Raw genomic sequence first — 20,722 nt, forward strand, 5'->3', positions numbered from 1 at the left:
TCAGGAGAGGAAGTTACGCAGGCTCTTTCAGACCGCCCATTTCACAGACGATTTTCCATTCCTCTTCCGTGACCGGCTGAACCGACAGACGCATGGAGGTGACCAGCGACATCTTGGCAAGGCGCGGTTCGGCCTTGACGTCGGCCAGGGTCACCGGCTTGGGCATGTCACGGACAGCCTTGAAGTCCACGCATTCCCAGCGGGGGTCATCGATGGTGGTGTCCGGATGGATGTCGCTGCAGACCTCAACGATGCCGACGACTTCCTTGCCGATGTTGGAATGGTAGAAGAACGCCTTGTCGCCGATTTCCATGGCCCGCATGTTGTTGCGTGCCTGGTAGTTCCGGATACCGTCCCACTGCTCACCCTTGTCGCCACGGGCCTTCTGCTGTTCCCAGGACCATTTGTCGGGCTCGGACTTGATCAGCCAATACTGCACTCAGTTTGCCTCCGGGTTCTTGATTGCCCAGTTCCAGGGGCGGATCTCGACGCTTTCGAACAAACCGGCACGGGCGTAGGGATCTTCCTGGGAGATCGCCAGGATCTCGTCGCGGTTGGAGGCTTCGATCACCACCAGCGAGCCGGTCATGTTGCCGTCGTCGTCAAGAAACGGGCCAGCTGCCTTGAGGCTGTCCCCGAGGCCTTTCAGGAAGTCGAGATGGGCGGCGCGGTTGTCGAGGCGCGTCTGCAGGGCACCGGGCTTGTCGGTGCAGATCAGGGCATAGAGCATGAAGAATTCCCCGGGTTGGTCGAATCTGCGTCGAACCTAGGGCCGGGGCGGGGGAAACTCAATGGGGGAAAGTCTGAGAGGTGCATCACACCCTGTGCGAGCGGCCCATCCTTCGAGACGCCTGGCGTTGCCCGGCTCCTCAGGATGAGGGAGCGGGGGAGCTGTTCTCCCCTTCGTGGCAGGGCAACTGACTTTGGACTAAAGACAGGCAGCAAGCACAAGTGTCACCCCGGGCGAGCAACGCGAGACCCGGGGGCTACTCGTTTCCAGAGAGCTGGAATGGGTTTTGCGTCTTCAGGGCACCTTGTCTGCTTCGGCAAGCGGCGCGGCGAGTGGGCCCCGGATCTGCGCTTCGCTTGTCCGGGGTGACGCCGAGGGGATGAGGATATCGCTCATATGCCAATCCCCTATCACAAGCGGAAAGAGAATCAGGTGCCGGCCTGTGTCGATGCCAAAGGCCGGTTTCCTTACGAGAGGCTTAAAGCCCTGCCGTTTCCGATTTCAGCGGGCGTGCCATCAGGGTGTTGAGGGCGTCGTCGATGGTCAGATCCTCGTCGATCATCCTGGCGACGGTCTCGCAGATCGGGACTTCGACATCGTATTTTCGGGCCAGCTTTACGGCGACGCGGGCGGAATAGGCGCCTTCCGCGAGCTTGCCGCCTGCCGAAATCAGCTCGGAAGCCATGAAGCCTTCGCCGAGCCGCAGCCCGAAGGAAAAGTTGCGCGACTGGCTGGACGAACAGGTGAGCACAAGATCCCCCAGACCGGAAAGGCCTGTCAGGGTTTCACCCTGTGCGCCCATGGCAGTGCCGAGGCGTGACAGTTCGGCAAAACCGCGGGCGGTCAGCGCCGCCTGGGCACTGGCGCCGAGCTTGCGGCCGACCACGGCCCCGCAGGCGATCGCGAGCACGTTCTTGAGGGCGCCGCCGATCTGGGCACCGAGAATGTCGATCGAGGCATAGGGCCGGAAACAGGGCGATTGCATCGCTTCGCACAGGCTGAGCGCGGTCTTGGCCGAATTGGCGGCAACGGTGACGGCAGTCGGCAGGCCCTTGGCGACGTCGTCGGCAAAGCTCGGGCCGGACAGGACGCCGGGTTCGACGCCGGGCAGTTCCTCGCTCATGACCTTGGACAAGAGCTTGCCGGAGGATTGTTCGATGCCCTTGGCGCACAGCACGACGGGGCCGCGTACCTTGCCCGTCTGTTTGAGGGCCGCCAGCATCGCACGGGTTGTCTGGGCGGGTGTCACCAGCAAGATGGCATCGGCGTCGGCAACCTCTTCCAGCGAAGATGTCGCTTCCAGTTCCTCGTCAAAGGTGATTCCCGGCAGATACCGCGGGTTCTGCCGACGGGACCTGATATCGGAGACCGTGCCGGGATCACGCGCCCAAAGGCGCACTTCCCGACCGGCACGGGCCGCGGTCAGGGCCAGGGCCGTGCCCCAGGCGCCGCCGCCAACGACGCCGATAGAACTAATGGCGCCCATTGCTCTGCCTTTCCACGCGCGTCCGTAATGTTTCAAGTTGCGCTCCAAACCCTTCAAAAAAGCGGGCCTCGGTCGGCGCATCCATGGTGAACAGGTCAATCCAGAACAGACGGAACCTTATCGGAGGTCCGCCTGCGTTCGGTGACATTTCGAAATGTTCCCATTCTGTCGCGGGCTTTTCACGAATTCGGCCGTGAAAATGCCGCCGGCGATGCAAGCCGTCGAGACAACGGGGAACATCTTTGAAGATATGGTCCTGGTCGGCGAACGATTCGAGCGCGATATCCAACGAAAGTCCGGTCTCCTCGGCAAATTCTCTCCTGGCAGCCTGCAGATAGCTTTCGCCGGGGTCGACCGTGCCTCCGGGAACCTGGATGCCGGCGTTCGGGAAATCGGGTTCCACAAACACGAGAAGCTCTGTTCCACAGGTCAGGTAGACATAGGCCTTTTGGTAGATCAGCACGGGCAGGTCCTTGAAAGAACTGTTGTTTATGCCGCGTTGGCGAGGCATGTCACACGTTTGCGCAGGGCATCGAGGGGCGCGCCGAAGGCTGCGAAGAAGTTTTCCTCGTCGCTTGCCCGTTCGCCAAAGAGGTCAACCCAGAAGAAACGATAGCGAATCGGTTCGCCGCCGCTGCTGGGATGCATTTCGTAATGTTCCCACTCGCTCTCCGGCCGGGCACCGAGGCGGACATGGTAGTTGCGGCGGATGTGGCGGCCAAGCAGCGGGCGGTTTGGTGCGGGCCGGTACTGGCCGACGGGAGGGATCGTTTCGAACGGGATATCCTGACTGGAAAAATGATCAAAGGCCACGTCCAGTTCGAGGCCTGTTTCCTCGGCAAATTCCCGCATGGCGCCATGCAGAAAGCTTTCGCCCGGATCAATGGTGCCGCCCGGAACCTGCAGGCCCAGGTGAGGCGTGTCCGGTTCGTCGAAGACCAGAAGGTCCGTGCCGCAGGTCAGGTAGACATAGGCCTTGTGGTAGACGCGCATTTCTCAGAACAGTCCTTGTTGGAAGGCTGAAGTTTCCTAACAGGGTCTTTGGTCGCGCAAAAGGGTCGGTGGGAAATTGAGCGATGATTTACAGGTCCACACCCTAGACCTTGGCGCCCTTTTTGCCCGCGCCGAGCACACCGGCATTGGCCGAATCCAGCGGCCAGCGAGGCCTGGGCGACAGGCTCATGTCGTCCACGGGGCCAAGTCGAAGCCGCTCGATACCGGCCCAGGCGATCATTGCTGCATTGTCGGTGCATAGGCGCATGGGCGGCGCGATGAAACGGGCATCTGCCTCTTCTGCCGCAGCCAGAAGACTGTTGCGGATTTCCTGGTTCGCCGCGACACCGCCAGCCACAACGATTGCCGGTTTGACACCCGGGTGACGTGTCCGGAAGAGATCGAGTGCGGAGCGGGTGCGGGCTGCCAAAACGTCGGACACAGATCGCTGAAACGCCGCGCAGAGGTCGGCAATCGTCTGTTCATCGACAGGTTCAAGCTTTTTCGCCTGGGTGCGAAGTGCCGTCTTCAGTCCGGCGAAGGACATGTCGAGGCCCGGGCGATCCAGAAGCGGACGCGGCAGGCGGAAGCGGGTGACGTCGCCCTTGGCAGCCATTTTTTCCACATGCGGGCCGCCGGGATAGGGCAGGCCCAGCAGTTTGGCTGTTTTGTCGAAAGCTTCGCCAATGGCATCGTCGATGGTCGTGCCGAGACGTTCATAGTCCCCGACGCCGCGCACCAGCAGGAACTGGCTGTGGCCGCCGGAGACGAGCAGCAAGAGGAACGGGAACTCGAGATCGTCGGTCAGGCGCGCGGTCAGGGCGTGGCCTTCCAGGTGATTGACGCCGACGATCGGCTTGCCCGCGGCCATGGCGATGGCCTTGGCAGTCATGAAGCCGACGATGACACCACCGATGAGGCCGGGACCGGCAGTTGCGGCAATCGCGTCGATATCGTCCCAGCCGCAACCGGCCTCGTTCATGGCTTCGGCAACGATCCGGTCGAGGATCTCGATGTGGGCACGGGCGGCAATTTCCGGCACCACGCCCCCGAATTCTGTATGCTCGTCGATCTGCGAACGGATCGTATTGGAGAGGATCTGCTTGTGCGCAGGGCCGCACACCACCGCTGCTGCGGTTTCGTCGCAGCTGGTTTCAATGCCCAGGACCGTCAGATTGGTCGCATTGTCATCTGTTTTGACTGAGGTCATTGGTCTAAGTGCGGTGGCCTGTGTTAGGACATCCGAAAAGACATAAATCGGTGCCCGTCATTTCTGCCGGGCGTAGCATCTGGACGGTAAACCTTGCAATCAAATCCTTTGCGTATCGGAACAAGGGGCAGCGCGCTGGCGCTGGCACAGGCCCACGAAACCCGGGACCGGCTGATGGCGGCCCATGGTCTGGCCGAAGACGCGTTCGAGATCGTGGTCATCAAGACCTCCGGCGACAGAATCCAGGACAGGCCGCTGTCGGAAGTCGGTGGCAAGGGGCTGTTCACGAAGGAAATCGAGGAAGCGCTTCTGGACGGGCGGATCGATCTTGCCGTTCATTCGTCCAAGGACATGCCGACGGTCCTGCCGGATGGTCTGGCTTTGACGGCCTTCCTGCCGCGGGAAGATGTGCGCGATGCGTTCCTTTCGCCCAAGGCAAAGACCCTGACCGATCTGCCGCAGGGCGCCGTCGTCGGGTCCAGCTCGCTGCGCCGGCAGGCGATGATCAAGCGGCTGCGACCGGATATCGAAGTGGTAATGTACCGCGGAAACCTGCAGACACGCCTGCGCAAGCTGGCGGAGGGCGAGGTGGACGCAACACTTCTGGCGGCGGCCGGTCTGCGCCGGTTGGGCCTGGAAGCGGAAATCACCAGCCTTCTGGAAACCGACCAGTTTTTGCCGGCTGTCGGTCAAGGTGCGATTTGCATCGAAAGCCGGTCGGACGACATGGCTACCCTTGAAATGCTGGCGGCAATTCACGACGCGGCAACGCAGATCCGCCTTGATGCGGAGCGCGCCTTCCTTGCTGTTCTGGACGGGTCTTGCCGCACGCCCATCGGCGGCCTGGCAACGCTCGAAGGCGATGCGATGCACTTCCGAGGGATTGTGCTGAAGCCGGACGGATCGGCCGCGCATGAAGCATCGGGCAGCGGGCCTGCGGCCGAGGCCGTGCGGATTGGCCGGTCTGTCGGTGAAGATCTGAAAACCCGGATGGGACCGGACTTTCTGGCAGGAGCCTGACCCGGTCATGCGCTTTCTGGTGACACGCCCCCAGCCGGATTGCCGGCGGACCGCTGAAAAACTGCGGGCGTTGGGGCATGTTGCCGATGAAGCTCCTGTTCTGAAAACCGTTGAAGTGCGGTCGGCAAAAATCGGACTGGAGGGCGTGTCGGCGCTGGCGTTTTCAAGCCGGCGGTCGGTTGCCGTCCTGTCGGCACAGGGCCGGATCGATGCCTTGCGGAGCTTGCCGGTATTCACGGTGGGCGACGTAACCGCGCTCGCCTGCCGGGAAGCGGGCTTTTCAAACATACTTTCGGCCAGCGGGGATATTGCAGCGCTGGCCCAGCTGATTCTCGATAATCGGAGCGGATTGTCCTCAGGGGCCGTCCTTTATCCTGCTGCCGAGGATCGGGCGGGGGATCTGGAGGGACTTCTCGCCGCAGGGGGCATTTCCTGTCGCACCGTCGTGCTTTACCGCATGGAACCGGCGGAAAGGCTGCCTTCTGCCGTGGTTGACGGCCTTCGCCAGAATGCCTTTGATGGTGTCTTCATTTATTCCAAACGCACGGCCGAAGCTTTTCTGGCGCTGGTTCGCAGGCACGGTCTCGACCATATTTTTTCCGGGTTGCCTGTCTATGCCCTTTCGCGGCAGTCGGCCGAGCCCCTATTTGAGGTAAGCCAGGTGCGTATTGCAGCTGCGCCGAACGAAAGCGCCTTGATGGATCTGGCTTTAACACAGTGTTAACCAGATCCGGGGGAGTCGTTCTTTTGCAGCGCGCAAAAGTCTTTGCTGCGGCGGTACCGCTTCGCAAAGAGGTGTGTATAGTGAAGGTCTTGGGACCGGCAGGGTTCAGGAGGAGATGAGATGACGACGGACAAGAAATCCCCGGGCGGGACATCTTCATCGGGCGGCAGCGGCACCGGCGGCAAGGACAAGCCGGGTAGCAGCACCGCGTCTTCCTCCGGCAGCAGCAAGCGGCCGGTAACGATCGATCTGACCGCAGAGAAGGTCGGTGCCAAGCCGACAGACACGAAGCCAACCTCTGGTGCGAGCTCAACCGCGAGCGCCACGACGGGGTCTGGCGGCACGACTGCGGGTGCAACCAAGACAGGCGGCATCGGCAGCACGACTGCGTCCGGCAGCTCAACGTCAGCCGGAAATACAACGTCTTCCGGCAGCACGGGCAGTTCGGGCAGCACATCGTCGCCCTCTTCGTCTGCTTCGACATCGTCCTCAACCGGATCAGGCTATTCTTCGTCGTCTTCTACCACTGCCGGGTCTTCCACTGCCGGAAAGCCATCCGGAGCCGGCACGACCGGGTCGTCAACGGCGACCGGCAAGCCGGCGTCTCCGGCAAGCTCATCGACGTCTGCCACCAGCCAGCCTGGAACCTCCTCGACAAGCAGCAGCTCCCGTCCAGGGGGAACAACCAGCTTTTCCAATCCGCCGGCCGCTGAAGACCGCGGCGGTGTCGGGGCATTCGGCGTTCTGATTGCGGCCGTTATCGGCGGTATCCTGGTGCTTGGCGGCGGCTTCGGCCTTTATCAGGCCGGGCTCGTCAAACTGTCGCCCGAGCCGAACCAGCAGCTCACCAGCGCGCTCAGTGCCGCCGAACGCAAGATCTCCGATCTGGAGAAAAAACTCGGCGACGTGACGTCTTCGGTCTCCAGCCAGGGCAGCTCCGGTGCTGTTTCTGCTCTGGAAAGCAAGGTCACCGCGCTTGAAGCCAAACTGCAGGATGCGTCGTCGTCCGATCTGAGCGCCGCGATCGATGCCCTGAAGCAGGATGTCGAAGGACTGCGCAGCACCGTCGCTTCGGCAGGGGCCGGCACCGGCGAAGGAACTCCAGCCGATCTCCAGCCGCTTGAAAGCCGTCTGGCCGCGCTGGAAGAGGAAGTGAAGGGCGATAGCCAGGTGGATCTGGCACCGCTTGAAAGCCGCCTGGCCAAGCTGGAAACCGACACCACCTCGACATCCTCCGAAGCCGACAAGCTTTCGGGTTCCGTAACCGGGCTCGAAGGTCAGCTTTCGGACCTGAAGACGACCCTTTCCGAGGTGGAAACCCGCCTTTCCAATACCGAAGCGACCGCGAAGGCAGCGCAGACAGCCGTATCGACGTCGGACGTTTCCCTGAAGACCCTTGCCGACAGCCAGGCACGGGCAACCGAAACCCTGTCTTCGCTGGCTGCCGACATCAAGTCTGTCGGCGCGGCCAACACGGCGGCGCTGGAAGGTTTGCGCTCTGAACTGGACGCGCTTTCAACGCGCCTTGCCGCGGTTGAGGCAACGATGGGCGATGCGACGGCGCGTGAAGTTGCTGCCAGGGCACTGTCCGTTTCCGCGCTGAAGTCGGCCGTCGATTCCGGCCGCCCTTATGAAACCGAGCTGGCCGCCGTCAAGGCGGGACTGCCGGGCGGGCTCGACCTGTCTGCACTGGAGGCCAACGCCAAGACCGGTGTCGAACCGGTGCCCGTGCTGATCGCCCAGTTCCCGCCGGTTGCGCGCTCTGTCTACCAGACGTTTTCCGAACCGGACCGTTCGGGTGATGTACTCGACAGCCTGATGACCAGTGCACAGTCGCTGTTCACCGTTCGCCGTTCGGGCTCGGGTGAAGGCGACGGGCCGGCCGCTGCCCTGCAGCGCATGGAAAACGCCGTCCGGAAGGGAGACCTCAAGTCGGCACTTGCCGCCTACAAGGATCTGCCGGAACAGGGACAGGCAGCTGCTGCCGACTGGGCAACGCGCGCCGAAGCCCGCGTCGAGGTTGATGACCTGACGGACAAGGCCTCGCAGGAAGTGCTCAACGCGCTTGCTGCGAAGGATAGCTGAATGCAGGCCGGCCACTCGCCCGCCCGTCAATGGAACTATGTGCCGGCAGGAGCCGGCCGTCGCAGGGAGCGAACTGAATGATCCGCGTTCTGTTCTTTTTCGCGCTGTTGTTTGCCGTTGCCATGGGCTTTGCCTGGATGGCGGACCTGCCGGGAACGATCCAGATTTCCTGGCCGGTTTATGAAGGCGGCCAGCAGGTCGGGACGGACATCTGGGAGCAGTCGCCTGCGATTGTTGCCCTTGCCGCAGCTATTTTCCTGGCGATCTTCCTGGCGATTGTCTGGGTGATCCGCGTCGTCCTCAAATCACCGCAGATTGCCAGCCGCTTCTTTCGGCGCCGCCGGAAAGACAAGGGCTACAATGCGCTGTCACAAGGCTTGATCGCTCTGGGCACGGGCAACGCCAAACTGGCGCGCCGCTACGCGCTGGACGCCGACAAGCTGCTGGATGATGAACCCGCGGCAAAGCTGCTGCTTGCGCAAACGGCCCAGCTTGCCGGCAAGGACGGCGAAGCGCGTCAGCGTTTCGAGGCGATGCTGGAAGATCCGGCCACCAAGGCGCTTGGTCTGCACGGCCTCTTCATCGAGGCCGAGCGGCACAGGGAGCCGGTGGCGGCACGTCACTACGCGGAGGAAGCCGCCAAGACATCGCCGGGTCTGGAATGGGCCGGCAAGGCTGTTCTCGGCTATCAGGCGGTTGCCCACCATTGGGATGAAGCGCTCAAGACCCTGGAGCGCAACTACGCCGCCAAGATGCTGGACAAGAAAACCTATCGGCGTCAGCGCGCCGTCATCCTGACGGCGCTTGCGACAAAGCTGGAGGACGGCGAGCCGGAACGGGCCTATTCGCTGGCCAAGGAAGCTCATGGTCTGGCACTCGACCTTGTACCGGCGGCCGTGCTGACGTCTCGTCTGGCGACGCGCCGGGGCGACATTCGCAAGGCCTCCAAAGTGTTGGAGGCAACCTGGCGATTGTTCCCGCATCCGGAGTTGGCTGAAACCTATGCCCATGTGCGTACCGGCGATTCGGCTGTCGACCGCTTGAAGCGGGTGAAATCGCTTTCCGCACAACGGGCAAACACTCCCGAAGGTGCGCTGGCCATCGCCCGCGCAGCCATGGAGGCGCGCGAGTTCGAAGAAGCGCGCAAGCAGCTGAAAAAGGTCCTGCAGTCCGAACCCACCCGTCAGGCGTTTCTGCTGATGGCGGAAGTGGAGGAAGCCGAACACGGTGACCGGGGCCGCACACGCGACTGGCTGGCCCGCGCCGTCAGTGCGCCGCTCGACAAGGTCTGGATGGCCGACGGCATCATTTCCGCCGAATGGCAGCCGGTGTCACCGGTCACCGGCAAGCTCGACGCGTTCCAGTGGGCAACGCCGGGCAGTCTGTCGGACGAGGATGGTCCGCTGCTGGAGGACAGCCTGTTCGAGGCGCCGGCCCTGCCGTCCGCCACTCCAGGCGAGCCGGTTCGGCCGGTTGCAGATGCGGATGACGGCGCCGTGGTGCTGGAAGCCGAACCCGTCACCAAGCCTGCCACTGCCAAGCCTGTGGAACCCGAGACGGGTGATGCCAAATCCGGCAGCGCCAAGTCAGCCGCCGCGGAACCTTCCGCTGCCTCTGTACCATTGGAAAAGCAGGGCTACGAAGGGACGACGGACGATGTCAAATACAGCCCTGCGCTGAAGGACCTGCCCGACGCCGAGGCTACCAAGGCACCTTCGGACAAGGCTGCGAGCGTTGAGAAGACGGCAGCCAAGGAAACTGCGGCAAAAGGCGAAGCCGGGGCCGAGGACAAACCCGCCGTGGTGACAGGCAAAGATGCCGGGACTGCGAAAGCTGGTGTGATCGGCAAGGCCGACACCCGGAACGGTTCCGGGACGCCTTCCAAGCCAGAGGCAACATCTGAGGCCAAGGTTGAGGAAACCTCGAAATCGGCGGATGCAAAGCCATCGGCAGCCAAAGCCGGGGAGGCCAAGACAGGCGAAACAAAATCCGGAAGTTCCAAAGAGGATCTCAACCGGCCAATCGAATTTCCCCTGTCGCGGATGCCGGACGATCCTGGCCCGGATGAGGACGACGAGGAAGAGACCGCCAAGACGCCACGGCCGCGCTTTTTCAACTGAAGCGCTGCTGCGGCGATAGTCGGAATGTGCTGACGAGCATGTGTTTGCCTGGCTTCCGGAAAAGGGAAGATGTGATCTTCCTGAAAGAACCGGTTTTAGGCTCTTGCATCTGACGCCAAGCTCCGGTAATTAGCGGCGCACTCGGGCTTGACCTGAGTGTCCGCGCCTAATCGCGCGATGCCCGGCATCTGCCGGAGAACGCCGCTGTAGCTCAGATGGTAGAGCACGTCATTCGTAATGATGGGGTCGGGGGTTCGAGTCCCTTCAGCGGCACCACTTTCCAGGCCCAGTTTTCTTTCTTCAGGTGCGCCCCATAGGGCTATTCCTTCTCTGATGCTTTCCTCCGAATTGAGGAAGCTGTCACGAGACTTCAGAAAATGTGTAGCGCGCAAAATCGCTTGGCGAAACGCGCAACACCATATGGCACCCAGATTGCGCGCTGAGAGAGCACCGGCAGAGGCGCGTGCTCCCAAGAGGAATCTATTGCCGTTTGGCACTAGCCATCCTTCTCACTCGGACGCTCGATAAGGCTGTCCCGCCAATCTCCCTGATAGTTGAAGTCCGGCGCTGGTATCGGTTCGGAGAACCAGAAGTCGGTGAAGGCTGCGACATTGGGTACGCAGAACCAATGTGCTTGACCGTTAGCATCGATCGCCCACCAACGTGCTTGTCTCGGCGCTTGCTTCCAGTCGACATTTGGCATCCGCGTACCCTAGTTGTTACGGAGTATTTAAAGGGACTTTATACGGCCTTTGAAAGCCGCTCACTCGCAATATCGTAATAAGCCGCCTCCCGCTCGCAACCGACAAAGCGACGGCCGGCACGAAGCGCCGCAACACCTGTTGTGCCCGATCCTGTGAAGGGATCGAGCACAGTACCGGGCGGGCAGACCTGGACGAGAGCATCCATCAACGGGAGCGGCTTGCCAGTGGTGTGGAGTTTGGGTCCGGCCGCCATTACGCCACAGCGAATGATCCCCGGATAGGTGGGACCATCCTTGTCGTGCCATGCCCCCTTAGATCCCCAAAGGATGAACTCGGCCTGCTGGCGGAACCGTCCCTTGGCCGGACGGCAGGCTTCCGTCTTGTCCCAGGGGACGCACCCCCGGTAGGTGAACCCGGCTGCCTGGACTGCATCGATCATGACCGACAGCTGTCGCCAATCGGTGAAGACAATGAACGGTGAGCCGGGCTTGAGGACGCGGTGGGCCTCAGTGAGCCAAAGGGTCGACCAGAGCATGTAGGAATGCTGGTCGCGGTTTTCGCCAGAGAACTCCGGATACTTCTTTGGGTCATTCACGTACTTGCTGTTGGCGCTATCCGCCGTGCGGCTGCCGGCATGCAAGCCGCCAGAGCTATACGGCGGATCGGTTACGAGGGCGTCATATTGTTCGGCTGACTGATCATGCAGCCAGGTCAGGGCGTCTTGTTGGAAGAGTTGCCAGGACATGTCTTCTCCGGGATTTGGCGCTCTGGGCGTTCGGAGAAGGGCTCTAGGGGCCTCAGGTTATTCAGCGTCCCGCATCGGGGACATTTGACTTCTACAGGGCCAACGATCGCTCGCTCGGCCGACTTCATCAAGAGTTTGCGGCAAGAGCCGCAGCGGATTTCATTCATCGTGAGTGACAACCTTATGGCGACTCATCCATAAAGCCCGAGCATCGCGCGATGCACCGGGCGCGGCGGTTGTCGTAGACTGCCGGGCGGGCTGAAGATTGGCGTTTGAGGCCCGCCGTCCGGACGTAAGTCCGGACCGTCCGTCAGGGTGGATTAAGGCACTGAACTTTGGGGAAGACGATAATGACCGATTTGCCGCATCTGGATATGTTGGAAACCAACATCCGCAACATCAACATGATGAACACGCAGTCCATGCAGCGCAATGCGCGAGGCCACATCCAAAATACCTTTGCGCTCATCAACGCTGACGCCGAATGCAGAGCGGCCGGCAACAAGGCGATTGCGATCTGCGATGAACTCGCCCATGAAGCCGCCGTTCTGACTGTTGAAGAAAGCCACAAACAGAAGCTGGACCAGTTGACGGCCGAGGCTCTAGCGGCAGTTGTTGCACTCAAGATGGAGTGTAAACGCTGTGGGCCGAACGACGTGGCAAGGGCTCTTGGGGTCTGATCAACCTCAGTGCCGGTCACTCCTTTGTCTCCACTTCCACCATCGTGATCCAACCGCCGCCCTCCGGATCAATCGTATGAGTGACCACGGTCGACACCCATTTGATGCTCTCGATCGCGGAGCCGAAGCCGGTCAGGGTGACCGGAGCGCCGGCAACGGCAAACGGGTTGCCGCGCATCTCGAAAGACCCGGAGCCAGTCCATCGGCTTAAGGCAGACGCCACCGCACCGGCCGTCTTCTTGGCTTCAGTCTCAGTCGGTGTCAGATGCATGGGCGCATATGCGCCGCCTTTCTTTCCGATGTTCTGGGTTTCCTGCTTCAAGCGTCCCTTCTTCGGGTCGTACCAAGTCGTCTCCGCTTTCTCGTGCGCCGGCCGTTCCTCGATATCGACATCCCAGCCGTAACACTGTTTCCGGTTGACCAGGATCGGCGGTAGATCCTTGCCCGATCCGGATTGCGCCTTGCCGCGCTCCAGGACAAGAAGCTTGCCCGCCTGGGGCTTGACGATCGCGCCGATTTCATCGGCCAGCTCGGTGGCAAAATCGAGTGGGCTTTGGTTCCAGCGAAGCCGGTACGGGATCTTGATGTTCTCGATCGCCGAGCTCACCAGCGCAGAGACGCCCGCCTCCTTGGCAAGGTCTTTGAAGATCTTGCCTGCCGTGCCGAAACCACCCTCCTGGTCATAGTGCTTGGATCCGGTTGCTTTCATCTTGTCGATGAAGTCGGCCGCCCTGCAATAGACCTCCATCGTGTCACCGTCTTCCGGGCTTCCGCCGAACGCCGTCCGGCTTGCAGAGAAGGTACCGAACTGCACAGCCGCACCCGGCAGCATGCCGGCGCTGATGGTGTATTTGGTGCCTTTCGGAGGCGGTGAGTACGGCGGCGCGGAAAAGGTCAGGACCGCTTCGTCGCTCTCGTATCCTGCCTGATCCGTGATCGAGACGCGCAACAGGGAACCACCCCATAAGGGCACAAGGTTTGGCGTCTTAGCGCCCGCGACAATGACAAACGGCTTGCCGATCATTCCCAGGGCCTCACCGGTGTTTCGTCAGGCGCTTCAGGTGCCTCGGGAACACTCAGGATCGTGCCGAATGCCACATCGCCGGAAGGGTCTTTCATGGTGCCGGAGAGGCGGCGATTGGCATTGATCAGCGCCTCGGCCGAGCCGCCGCGCTCGCTGCCGTAGAGATCCCGTGCAATACGGTCAATCCGCTCGGCATCTTCGGTGACCGTGTATCTGGTGACTATCTTCGCCATGTTTCAAACCACGAACAAAAGGCCGATTTCGGCATTGAGTGTCCGGCCCCGGCCGGTGAAGGGATGGAAGCGGTCCTCATCGATGTAGAGTTCGCGGATGACGACGAGGCCCAGGTTGTCGGCGGCAAGGTTCGCCCCAAGCCGCAGATAAAGAACAGGCAGTTGGCTTAGATGCTGTGCCTGCAGCCAGCCGAGGGCATCCATGCCGCCAAAAACAAAAGGCAAGGTCAGAACTTCCAGCCGTGCCGATCGCTCGCCAATACCGGTCAGCTGATAGTCCATGCCGGTATAGGTTGCCCGGCCGGGCACTCTTGCTTCGCTGGACAGCGAGACGTTCTGCGGGTTCAGCCCGATGACCTTGAGCTGTGCGGCTCCGATGGAAACCAGTGAACTCATGCGAGGTCTCCCGTGTCATGAAGCGACCGTGCGCGCGCACTCCGGATCGCCCGGTTCTGCATGCGTTGGGCTTCGCGGGCGGCCCGTTCCGGATCGCGCGCCTGGTTGAACGTGTTGTTGATATTCATCGCCGGCTGAGAGGCTGCCGGCGCGGTTCTGAAGCTCCGCTCAGCGCCTTGGCGCATCGAGATCGGGTCGGCCCCGGAGAAGCTCGGCTTGATGGTTGGAGTTGCGGTAAATGAGAACCGAGATTTCAGCTCGTCTGCCATCGCACCGGCTTTGGCGGCTTCCGAACTCAAGGCATCGGCGAATTTAGACCCGGCTTCGCCGCCCGCATCCCGGAGGGACTGGCTTCCAGGGATAAAGCGATCCCAACCATCCCAACCCGGTTTGGCTCTGGGGAACGGTCCGGATGGAACACTTGGCTCCGCTTGGTTGTCGATGCCCTGCACCTTACGCGCTTGCTGCAGCTGCCATTCAAGGTCTTTCAAGCGCAGTTCTAGCGGCAACCGGGCGGTGTCCGGCAATCCGAACCGAGACTCCGGCCGGCTGTCGATCTGTCCGCGCAGTTCCTTGATCTCAAGCTCCAGCGCTTCGACGTTGACGCCCCGGAGCCGCCGTTCATTCTCAATGCTGTCCTCTTGGCGGCGGTAGGACGGATTGAACCAACCTAGGATTTCGTCAATCAACGGGTTTTTAAGCTGCCCCCAGAAGGAACCGGCTACCCGGCCGGTCTGTCCCATGGCAGCCGCACGGCGAGCGGCTTCAGCGCCGGGTGTGCTGTCGATAAAATCGGCGTCCGCCTTGATGCCACCACGGGAGTCGTTCCTGATCGCATCGAAAGCATTGTTGTAGAACTTACGATTGTTCAGAAGCGGCCGGAGGGCAGACTTCGCCTGCATGTCGCCGAAGAGTTCACCAATGGCGAATTCGTTGCCACCGGTCAGGCGCTGGACCTCATCCAGGAGTGCCAGGATATAGGGCGTTCCTTGCTGCTGGGCCCGCTTCGAAATGCCTTCCAGATTGACACCCTTTTCCTTGAAGTTCTTGACCGTGTCGGGGGCTGCCATCTTCGACAAGAGGTTCTGCAGGTTGGTAGCGGCCGGGCCTTCCATGCCGGCACCTTTGCGGACAACCTGGGCCAATGCGATCAGTTCGGCCGAGGCGTCCAACCCCGACCGACCACTGGCGCTGTAGAGCGCACCAAGTTCCGGGAAGTACCGGGCCATTGCCTCGATTTCGAACTCGCCCTCCTTGCCACCCTTGACGATCTGATCGAGGAACGCCGGCACCTGATCCGGAGTGATGCCAAGGTTGTTGATCGCCGCCGTAACAGCACTTGCAACAATCGCGGGGTCAGATCCGGAAGCATGGGACGCTTCAACGGTTTTCCAGAGCAAGCCGGTCTGTTGATCAAGCGGGAAGTTGGCAGCGGCAAAAACGTTTCGGGCCGAGTTTACGAGTTCCGGTGTCTTGCCATATCGGTTGCCAATCTGATCGTTCTCCGACTTGATCCGGGCAACGGCGGCGGGATCGCGCATTTCAGCCGTGATAGCGACACGCGCGGCAGCGAGATCGAGATCATTAAAGCCCCGTTCAAGCTCGTTTAAGCCTCGGACGATGTTGTCGACACTGGCAAAGGCAAGGAGCGCACCGAACGTGCTGCCGGCAGTCGCCCCCAGGACTCCCATAGCTCCGTTGAGTTGGTTGGTTGGGGCAATCAGAGTTGACTGGTTGGATGCCTTCTTTCCAAGCCGGTCGATCTTGTCCGAGGTTTTGTTGATTTCATCATTGAACCGAGTGAACTTGGTCTTATCCAGCCCCTTCAGCTTGTCTCCTGCCCTGTCGGCCGCGTCGCCAAGATCCTTGATTTCCTTTTCCACACGATCCGTGCTGAGGCGGTTGAGGACTCTCAGTTCTTTGGCCGGGCGTTCAAGGCTGTTGCCGGCCTTTTCAGCCGCGTTTTTCAAGCTGTTGAGTTCGCCTGCCACCCGATCGGTCTTTAGCGCATCGAGCGCTCTGACCTTGTTTGCCGGCAACTCTAGAGCAGTCGCGGCCCGGCGCGCGTTTGAACCGACTTTATCGAGATCACGTCCGAGTTTTGTCGCGCCGGCACCATCCAGCCGATCGGCAACCTTGTCGAGTTCCTGAAGGTCTTTCTTGGCGCGGCGGGCACCACGGTCCTTGTAGTCCAGTCGGAGCTTAAGAGAGACGTCCATTTTGCCGCTTACCCTCTCCTTAGGAGACCAAAGGTTTCACCGTGGATATCATCGGCCTCTTTCCACCAAAGAAGGCACTCCGACCAGTCGAGTCGGAGAACCTGAGGCAAAGGCGTGTGCAAGATGGCAGCGACACGAGCTGCAATACGTCGCCAGTCTTCCGGCCGTGCCGCTATTCGCTGTCCGCCCGGAAGACGCGGGGAAAAAAATCCTGACACTTCTCGGTGACGGCATCGCCGTCATCGTCCAGCAAGCCGCGCAATACTGCGGCTGGAAGACCGGTCTGCGCCGCGTAAATATCGTAGCGGTCGAACGCCCTGCCTTGAAGCTTTGAAGCCAGTTGCCCGACCTGGGCAACCGTCAGACGCCGGACATAGATGGCGTCGATCTTTTTGCCTTCCCAGTTGAAGGCATGGTCAATCGGAACACGGCTCACGCGCGTTTCCGCCTCTGAGAGAAAATCGAGTTCCGCGATCTCGACTTCCTTCTCCTGGGAGGTCTCGGCCGTGGCATCAAGCGGGGTGTTGTCCAGCTCATCCGTCAGCTCTTCAGGCGGAAGCGGGATCTGATCCAGCGGCACATCGAGATTTGATTGCTGTTTCGAGGTCATGGGTCAGCCTTTTGTTCAGCCGATGGATGCCAGGAGAAGAAGCCCCATCCATCCGCCAAAAATTAAGATCATGATCGCATACCAACCGCCTGCGACGCACAGCGCCCAAAACAACGGTTGCGGATCGGTGGCAAGGTGTGGTGCCAGCAGCCAGCAAACAGCTGCGCCAAACCATGCGAGGATTGCGGGAATGCCTATGAACAGCCATGCCGCCTGATTTCCGGTCAGGTGTTGCATGGCGGCTCAAGCGGCAATGATGGCGTTGTGTTCGGCGCTGTAGTCGACACCGTTGATCACCATCTTGTTGGCAAAGAAGTCGAAGAGATGGATCATTTTCCCGTCGACGATGTCTTTGTAAGAGACGATGGAACCGACCTGATACTCGGTCTGTCCGCCGCGCTTGCCCGCAACGCGCGGCTGGCTCACGGCACTGATCAGTCCCTTGAGCATGACGACACGGCCAAGGTTTGTGCCGGTTTGCAGATCGCGCAGGCGTTCATAGTAATAGAAAGAGGTCCAGTCGCCGGCCTCCCGGCCGAACAGGGAGCGGATATCGTCGTGAGACCCGATCAGAGAGAAAGGCGCGGTCAGCGGCTCGATCTCCCCGGGGTTCTCAAATGCCATCCAGCCACCGGCCAGGGAAACCGTGTCGTTGACACGGCTCAGGTTCGGCAGCTGTACGGTGTCGAGGCGCAAGCGCTGGTTCAGCGTATCGACGTACCAGTTTGCGCCATAAATCACGCGATCCATGGGAGGCTCCTTCAGTTCGTGTCAGCGACCCGGATGTTCTGGTCACCCAGAGCTTCCAGTGCCTGCGCAATGTTGGCGGCCAGAAGGTCGAACGCCTCCGGCTGCGGTTCGGTGAAGATCTGCAGGTCGACTAGGTCCGGCGTTTCCTCGAAACGCAGCTTGACCTTGAGAGCGCCGTCCCGAAGCGATGTGTTCGGGTTGAGCTTGCGGTCCCAGATGACCTCGTAGTCGATGATTGCACCGAAGGCCTGCCGCTCGGCACAGGCCTCGGAAATCGTCTGGTAGATCAGCGTGGCCAGATGCGGCCCGAGGTCGCCCGCCATGTACTTGCGCATGGCACGGATAAACGCCTTTTCGATGGACCGGCGTGTCCGGATGCGCTTGATCGATCGGTAGTCCCGAACGGTCGGATCGGTTGCCGTGGTGAACGGTGCCCAGAGAAGCTTGTTCTCGATGATCGTGCCAACGCCGGCCTGACAGAGATAGTTGCTGTCCGAAGTCGGGTCACCGTCGCGATGGCTCACCCGCGTTTCAACACCGCGAATGCCGACAAGCGGGCGGTTCCAGGCAGCTTTGTAGGGGTTGCCGGCCTCCGCGTCCCGCTTCAGGATCTGCGCCGCCCAGGACGTGGACATCGGCGCGGTCGCGTCCGCCCCGTTCTTCCAGATCTTCACCCGAGGGTATCCCATCAGGATATTCAACGAGGTGGCGAAGTCTGCGGCAGAGGCTGCGGCCGTCTCGCGGGTGGTTCCGTCAGCATCGGCAACAACAAAACAGTCGATGATCTTGTTGCAGACGCCCTCGGCGGCCGTCACCACGGGGTTGGCGGCATCGCCCGGCCGTTGGTGGCTGAACTCCGGCGCAATGATCAGGCCGGGTTCAAGGCCGATTTCCGAAAGCGCCTCGGCCAGCGCCCAGACGCCGGTCTTGCTTGCCGCGCTGCCGGCGATGTGCCCGAGCTGCGTAGCCTCGTCGGGATCATCCTCGCAACGGGAGAAGATAATGTCGGTGGAAATGCCCGCCATGGCGATCTGCTCGATGGCATCCTTGGCGACACCGTCACCCAGGAGAGCGATCGTTTCGCTGTCTTCCGTCGAAACGGCAATGGGCTTGTGCATCTCGATGGAGTTGTCGGCGTTCGGTGCCGGTAGGCACATGCCAATGTAAGTCTGACGGGCGTCGATCGACGCAACGGTGGGCGTCAAATCGGAAAAGACGCGGGTGCCAACATTTGGAACAATGGCGCTCATATCTACGCTGTCTCCGGCCAAGGGTTTAAGGGCGGTTCAATCAGCGTTGAAGATCGGCGTAACGGTCAAAAAAAAGGGGCTGACAGTTGTCAGCCCTTGAAAATCTCACTCCCTGAGATCGCGCGAAGCATGCCAGAAACCGGCCCCGACATGCAACGGGTTTATGCCGATCAAGGCCAGAGCGCGACGATCTCATCGAAGTCGGACGGGACCGGGTCCATTGCCTTGATGGCGTTTGCAGCGAAGATATGCGCTGACTTGTGATCGAGGACAGCTTCACCGAAAGCCATCATGGTCTGCGCGTCCATCTTCACCCGGCTGTCGTTGGCCGCGATCCACTCGAAATCGCCAGGGCCACCGTGCCAAGTGAAATCACCAGGCTGCGCACCGTCGATCAGGATAGCCGACTGAGCGCGGGAGTAAGCGCCCTGAATGTTCTCGCGATCTTCCGGGCGGGTCTGGTACAGCACGCCGTTGAAGGTGATACCGGCGTCAATCCGGCGATCGCGAGCAGCGTTGATTTCACCGTTCGTCACCGGCGGGACCGGAGCGCCCGGGAAATCTTCCAGCTCGTTGTCAGTCAGGTACTGGTCGAGATATTCGGCGTGGTAGGTGCCTACACGGGGCCAATCAGCAGAGTCGCCACCGACGAATTCGACCCGAACGCGGGTGTTCTCTGCGTCCGAATAATATGCGTTTTGGATGTCCATTTTAAATCTCCGCGTTTACCGACAGAATTTGATCCGACGGGTTGGTTCCCATGCTGTAGGCTCCGAACGTCAACCCGGAGAAGCCGTCGATAATCACACGCGCACCTTCCCTATCAACGAGCGAAAACGATACCGTCGATCCCGCTCCGATCTCTGTGGTGCCTCCGATGATGAAAGACGGTGTTGTCGTCAGCAGACCGAGTGCCGGCGTGGCTCGCTTCCTGACATAGGAGACGACATGTCTGATGGCCGTTGTAGATTGAGCGTGCCCCGTGCCCATTCTTGCCGAGTTTACCTGTTCGTAAAACGGCAGGCATCGAGCCAACTCCGCTTGCGGATCTCGCGGAGCCTTGATTACCGGGAGGTGTCGATTGTCGCCCGGAGTAAAGGACGTTTCTGCGATGTCGAGATACCCATCCTGCGCGCCAACATAATTTCCGCCACCGGAGAAATCTGTGCCAAGGCTGAGCGCCAGAATAAGGCTCAACCGCGCCCCGACGCCGACAGAAGCAGGTGTCCATACCGGCGTTGTAATTTTGATCGGGAGCCTTTGCCAGATGCCGCCTGTTAAAGGGAAGGTCTGCGGGTCTATCATGACGATGCTGTCGGCAGGATTACCGCTATCGGCTGCAAGTCTGGTTTCGATCCCAACCGCCATGCTGTTTTGCGGACGCACCCAAAGATCATAGGTCCACACCCCGTTTGCAAAACGGAGCGGCCGGTCGATGCGGTAACCATAAGTGACCCAATGAGACGCAGCGTTTGCTGTCGTGCCGGCGAAGTTGACGCGCATATACTTTTCGGGGCTGTTAGGCACATCCGAAAAGCCAATCGCAAAGTCACGAAGCTCCTGACTGAAGCCGGTATCAACGGCATTCGAACAGTCCGCCACGTGTCGATCCGCAACCCGGTAGAGCGTCGAAGTGCTCGACACTGCGCCGCGTTGGTTCACATCAAACGAGCCGTTGATGATGAAATCCTGACGCGGGCCATACGGCCCGTCAACGAGGTTCTGGGGAAGAAGGGTCATGTG

General features: G+C 60.9%; 23 protein-coding genes and 1 tRNA gene. 6 read left to right on the forward strand and 18 right to left on the reverse strand.

Features of this window, described 5'->3' with window-relative positions; genetic code table 11:
* Positions 1-13 precede the first annotated feature (13 nt).
* From FIV05_RS08705 to tsaD, 6 genes are all read right to left on the reverse strand, one after another.
* Complete coding sequence (locus FIV05_RS08705; protein WP_023002897.1) at positions 14-439, reverse strand: EVE domain-containing protein; 426 nt, start codon at positions 437-439, stop codon at positions 14-16.
* Positions 440-730: a YciI-like protein gene (locus FIV05_RS08710; protein WP_055659704.1), complete on the reverse strand. Its 291-nt coding sequence runs from the start codon at positions 728-730 to the stop codon at positions 440-442.
* 478 nt (positions 731-1,208) lie between these two features.
* A complete protein-coding gene (locus tag FIV05_RS08715) occupies positions 1,209-2,216 on the reverse strand; it encodes an NAD(P)H-dependent glycerol-3-phosphate dehydrogenase (protein WP_152509278.1) in 1,008 nt (335 codons plus the stop codon).
* The gene (locus FIV05_RS08720) at positions 2,203-2,679 is read right to left on the reverse strand and encodes an NUDIX domain-containing protein (RefSeq protein ID WP_173013810.1); all 477 of its coding nucleotides are present in this window, start codon (positions 2,677-2,679) and stop codon (positions 2,203-2,205) included. The genes FIV05_RS08715 and FIV05_RS08720 overlap by 14 nt, the downstream gene beginning before the upstream one ends.
* A 26-nt stretch (positions 2,680-2,705) precedes the next feature.
* Entirely contained in the window at positions 2,706-3,209 is a 504-nt protein-coding gene (locus tag FIV05_RS08725) for an NUDIX domain-containing protein (RefSeq protein ID WP_152509279.1), read from the reverse strand.
* Positions 3,210-3,312: 103 nt separating this feature from the next.
* Positions 3,313-4,419 carry a tRNA (adenosine(37)-N6)-threonylcarbamoyltransferase complex transferase subunit TsaD gene (tsaD, locus tag FIV05_RS08730; RefSeq protein ID WP_152509280.1) on the reverse strand — a complete coding sequence of 369 codons (1,107 nt, stop codon included), beginning with the start codon at positions 4,417-4,419 and terminating at the stop codon, positions 3,313-3,315.
* A 93-nt stretch (positions 4,420-4,512) separates the two neighbouring features.
* Here tsaD and hemC point away from each other — a divergent pair, with 93 nt between their 5' ends.
* The 5 genes from hemC (at position 4,513) to FIV05_RS08755 (ending at position 10,644) form a co-directional block, all read left to right on the forward strand.
* Positions 4,513-5,439, forward strand: coding sequence for a hydroxymethylbilane synthase (gene hemC, locus FIV05_RS08735; protein ID WP_152509281.1), 927 nt, complete (start codon positions 4,513-4,515; stop codon positions 5,437-5,439).
* A 7-nt stretch (positions 5,440-5,446) separates the two neighbouring features.
* A complete protein-coding gene (locus FIV05_RS08740) occupies positions 5,447-6,163 on the forward strand; it encodes a uroporphyrinogen-III synthase (protein ID WP_152509282.1) in 717 nt (238 codons plus the stop codon).
* 120 nt (positions 6,164-6,283) lie between these two features.
* On the forward strand, positions 6,284-8,248 hold the full coding sequence (locus FIV05_RS08745) for a hypothetical protein (protein WP_209009910.1): 1,965 nt from the start codon (positions 6,284-6,286) through the stop codon (positions 8,246-8,248).
* Positions 8,249-8,325: 77 nt separating this feature from the next.
* Positions 8,326-10,368 carry a heme biosynthesis HemY N-terminal domain-containing protein gene (locus FIV05_RS08750; RefSeq protein ID WP_152509283.1) on the forward strand — a complete coding sequence of 681 codons (2,043 nt, stop codon included), beginning with the start codon at positions 8,326-8,328 and terminating at the stop codon, positions 10,366-10,368.
* A 200-nt stretch (positions 10,369-10,568) separates the two neighbouring features.
* Positions 10,569-10,644, forward strand: a tRNA-Thr gene (locus FIV05_RS08755).
* Positions 10,645-11,109: 465 nt separating this feature from the next.
* On the opposite strand, the gene FIV05_RS08765 is transcribed toward FIV05_RS08755, so the two are convergent.
* On the reverse strand, positions 11,110-11,817 hold the full coding sequence (locus FIV05_RS08765; RefSeq protein ID WP_152507369.1) for a site-specific DNA-methyltransferase: 708 nt from the start codon (positions 11,815-11,817) through the stop codon (positions 11,110-11,112).
* Positions 11,784-11,984 (reverse strand): Com family DNA-binding transcriptional regulator, encoded by a 201-nt coding sequence (locus FIV05_RS32045; RefSeq protein ID WP_152509285.1) that lies wholly within the window; start codon positions 11,982-11,984, stop codon positions 11,784-11,786. The genes FIV05_RS08765 and FIV05_RS32045 overlap by 34 nt, the downstream gene beginning before the upstream one ends.
* A gap of 183 nt (positions 11,985-12,167) precedes the next feature.
* On the opposite strand from FIV05_RS32045, the gene FIV05_RS08775 reads away from it, so the two are divergent.
* Entirely contained in the window at positions 12,168-12,497 is a 330-nt protein-coding gene (locus FIV05_RS08775) for a hypothetical protein (RefSeq protein ID WP_152509286.1), read from the forward strand.
* A gap of 16 nt (positions 12,498-12,513) precedes the next feature.
* Here FIV05_RS08775 and FIV05_RS08780 read toward each other — a convergent pair whose 3' ends face one another.
* The 10 genes from FIV05_RS08780 to FIV05_RS08830 all read right to left on the reverse strand — a co-directional run bounded on the left by FIV05_RS08780 (position 12,514) and on the right by FIV05_RS08830 (position 20,581).
* Positions 12,514-13,521, reverse strand: coding sequence for a contractile injection system protein, VgrG/Pvc8 family (locus FIV05_RS08780; RefSeq protein ID WP_152509287.1), 1,008 nt, complete (start codon positions 13,519-13,521; stop codon positions 12,514-12,516).
* Entirely contained in the window at positions 13,518-13,754 is a 237-nt protein-coding gene (locus tag FIV05_RS08785) for a hypothetical protein (protein ID WP_152509288.1), read from the reverse strand. Before FIV05_RS08785 ends, FIV05_RS08780 begins: the two co-directional genes overlap by 4 nt.
* A 3-nt stretch (positions 13,755-13,757) precedes the next feature.
* The gene (locus FIV05_RS08790; protein WP_152509289.1) at positions 13,758-14,150 is read right to left on the reverse strand and encodes a hypothetical protein; all 393 of its coding nucleotides are present in this window, start codon (positions 14,148-14,150) and stop codon (positions 13,758-13,760) included.
* Positions 14,147-16,369, reverse strand: coding sequence for a phage tail tape measure protein (locus tag FIV05_RS08795; RefSeq protein ID WP_152509290.1), 2,223 nt, complete (start codon positions 16,367-16,369; stop codon positions 14,147-14,149). Before FIV05_RS08795 ends, FIV05_RS08790 begins: the two co-directional genes overlap by 4 nt.
* 172 nt (positions 16,370-16,541) lie before the next feature.
* Positions 16,542-16,979 carry a hypothetical protein gene (locus FIV05_RS08805; protein ID WP_152509291.1) on the reverse strand — a complete coding sequence of 146 codons (438 nt, stop codon included), beginning with the start codon at positions 16,977-16,979 and terminating at the stop codon, positions 16,542-16,544.
* 15 nt (positions 16,980-16,994) lie between these two features.
* Complete coding sequence (locus FIV05_RS08810; protein WP_152509292.1) at positions 16,995-17,216, reverse strand: hypothetical protein; 222 nt, start codon at positions 17,214-17,216, stop codon at positions 16,995-16,997.
* A gap of 6 nt (positions 17,217-17,222) precedes the next feature.
* Entirely contained in the window at positions 17,223-17,729 is a 507-nt protein-coding gene (locus FIV05_RS08815) for a phage major tail tube protein (protein WP_152509293.1), read from the reverse strand.
* Between the two features lie 11 nt (positions 17,730-17,740).
* The gene (locus FIV05_RS08820) at positions 17,741-18,979 is read right to left on the reverse strand and encodes a phage tail sheath family protein (RefSeq protein ID WP_152509294.1); all 1,239 of its coding nucleotides are present in this window, start codon (positions 18,977-18,979) and stop codon (positions 17,741-17,743) included.
* Positions 18,980-19,149: 170 nt separating this feature from the next.
* Entirely contained in the window at positions 19,150-19,689 is a 540-nt protein-coding gene (locus FIV05_RS08825; RefSeq protein WP_152509295.1) for a DUF4376 domain-containing protein, read from the reverse strand.
* Position 19,690: 1 nt separating this feature from the next.
* Positions 19,691-20,581 carry a hypothetical protein gene (locus FIV05_RS08830; RefSeq protein WP_152514017.1) on the reverse strand — a complete coding sequence of 297 codons (891 nt, stop codon included), beginning with the start codon at positions 20,579-20,581 and terminating at the stop codon, positions 19,691-19,693.
* Between the last annotated feature and the right edge of the window lie 141 nt (positions 20,582-20,722).

Origin of the sequence: Labrenzia sp. THAF191a (assembly GCF_009363335.1) — a bacterium.
Taxonomy (GTDB): Bacteria; Pseudomonadota; Alphaproteobacteria; order Rhizobiales; family Stappiaceae; genus Roseibium; species Roseibium algicola.

What these genes read in the sequence shown, in the direction of transcription:
- FIV05_RS08710 (WP_055659704.1), bottom strand. Translation starts at nt 730, where the DNA reads ATGCTCTATGCCCTGATCTGCACCGACAAGCCCGGTGCCCTGCAGACG.
- FIV05_RS08715 (WP_152509278.1), bottom strand. Translation starts at nt 2,216, where the DNA reads ATGGGCGCCATTAGTTCTATCGGCGTCGTTGGCGGCGGCGCCTGGGGC.
- FIV05_RS08725 (WP_152509279.1), bottom strand. Translation starts at nt 3,209, where the DNA reads ATGCGCGTCTACCACAAGGCCTATGTCTACCTGACCTGCGGCACGGAC.
- tsaD (WP_152509280.1), bottom strand. Translation starts at nt 4,419, where the DNA reads ATGACCTCAGTCAAAACAGATGACAATGCGACCAATCTGACGGTCCTG.
- FIV05_RS08740 (WP_152509282.1), top strand. Translation starts at nt 5,447, where the DNA reads ATGCGCTTTCTGGTGACACGCCCCCAGCCGGATTGCCGGCGGACCGCT.
- FIV05_RS08745 (WP_209009910.1), top strand. Translation starts at nt 6,284, where the DNA reads ATGACGACGGACAAGAAATCCCCGGGCGGGACATCTTCATCGGGCGGC.
- FIV05_RS08750 (WP_152509283.1), top strand. Translation starts at nt 8,326, where the DNA reads ATGATCCGCGTTCTGTTCTTTTTCGCGCTGTTGTTTGCCGTTGCCATG.
- FIV05_RS08765 (WP_152507369.1), bottom strand. Translation starts at nt 11,817, where the DNA reads ATGTCCTGGCAACTCTTCCAACAAGACGCCCTGACCTGGCTGCATGAT.
- FIV05_RS32045 (WP_152509285.1), bottom strand. Translation starts at nt 11,984, where the DNA reads ATGAATGAAATCCGCTGCGGCTCTTGCCGCAAACTCTTGATGAAGTCG.
- FIV05_RS08775 (WP_152509286.1), top strand. Translation starts at nt 12,168, where the DNA reads ATGACCGATTTGCCGCATCTGGATATGTTGGAAACCAACATCCGCAAC.
- FIV05_RS08780 (WP_152509287.1), bottom strand. Translation starts at nt 13,521, where the DNA reads ATGATCGGCAAGCCGTTTGTCATTGTCGCGGGCGCTAAGACGCCAAAC.
- FIV05_RS08785 (WP_152509288.1), bottom strand. Translation starts at nt 13,754, where the DNA reads ATGGCGAAGATAGTCACCAGATACACGGTCACCGAAGATGCCGAGCGG.
- FIV05_RS08790 (WP_152509289.1), bottom strand. Translation starts at nt 14,150, where the DNA reads ATGAGTTCACTGGTTTCCATCGGAGCCGCACAGCTCAAGGTCATCGGG.
- FIV05_RS08795 (WP_152509290.1), bottom strand. Translation starts at nt 16,369, where the DNA reads ATGGACGTCTCTCTTAAGCTCCGACTGGACTACAAGGACCGTGGTGCC.
- FIV05_RS08805 (WP_152509291.1), bottom strand. Translation starts at nt 16,979, where the DNA reads ATGACCTCGAAACAGCAATCAAATCTCGATGTGCCGCTGGATCAGATC.
- FIV05_RS08810 (WP_152509292.1), bottom strand. Translation starts at nt 17,216, where the DNA reads ATGCAACACCTGACCGGAAATCAGGCGGCATGGCTGTTCATAGGCATT.
- FIV05_RS08815 (WP_152509293.1), bottom strand. Translation starts at nt 17,729, where the DNA reads ATGGATCGCGTGATTTATGGCGCAAACTGGTACGTCGATACGCTGAAC.
- FIV05_RS08820 (WP_152509294.1), bottom strand. Translation starts at nt 18,979, where the DNA reads ATGAGCGCCATTGTTCCAAATGTTGGCACCCGCGTCTTTTCCGATTTG.
- FIV05_RS08825 (WP_152509295.1), bottom strand. Translation starts at nt 19,689, where the DNA reads ATGGACATCCAAAACGCATATTATTCGGACGCAGAGAACACCCGCGTT.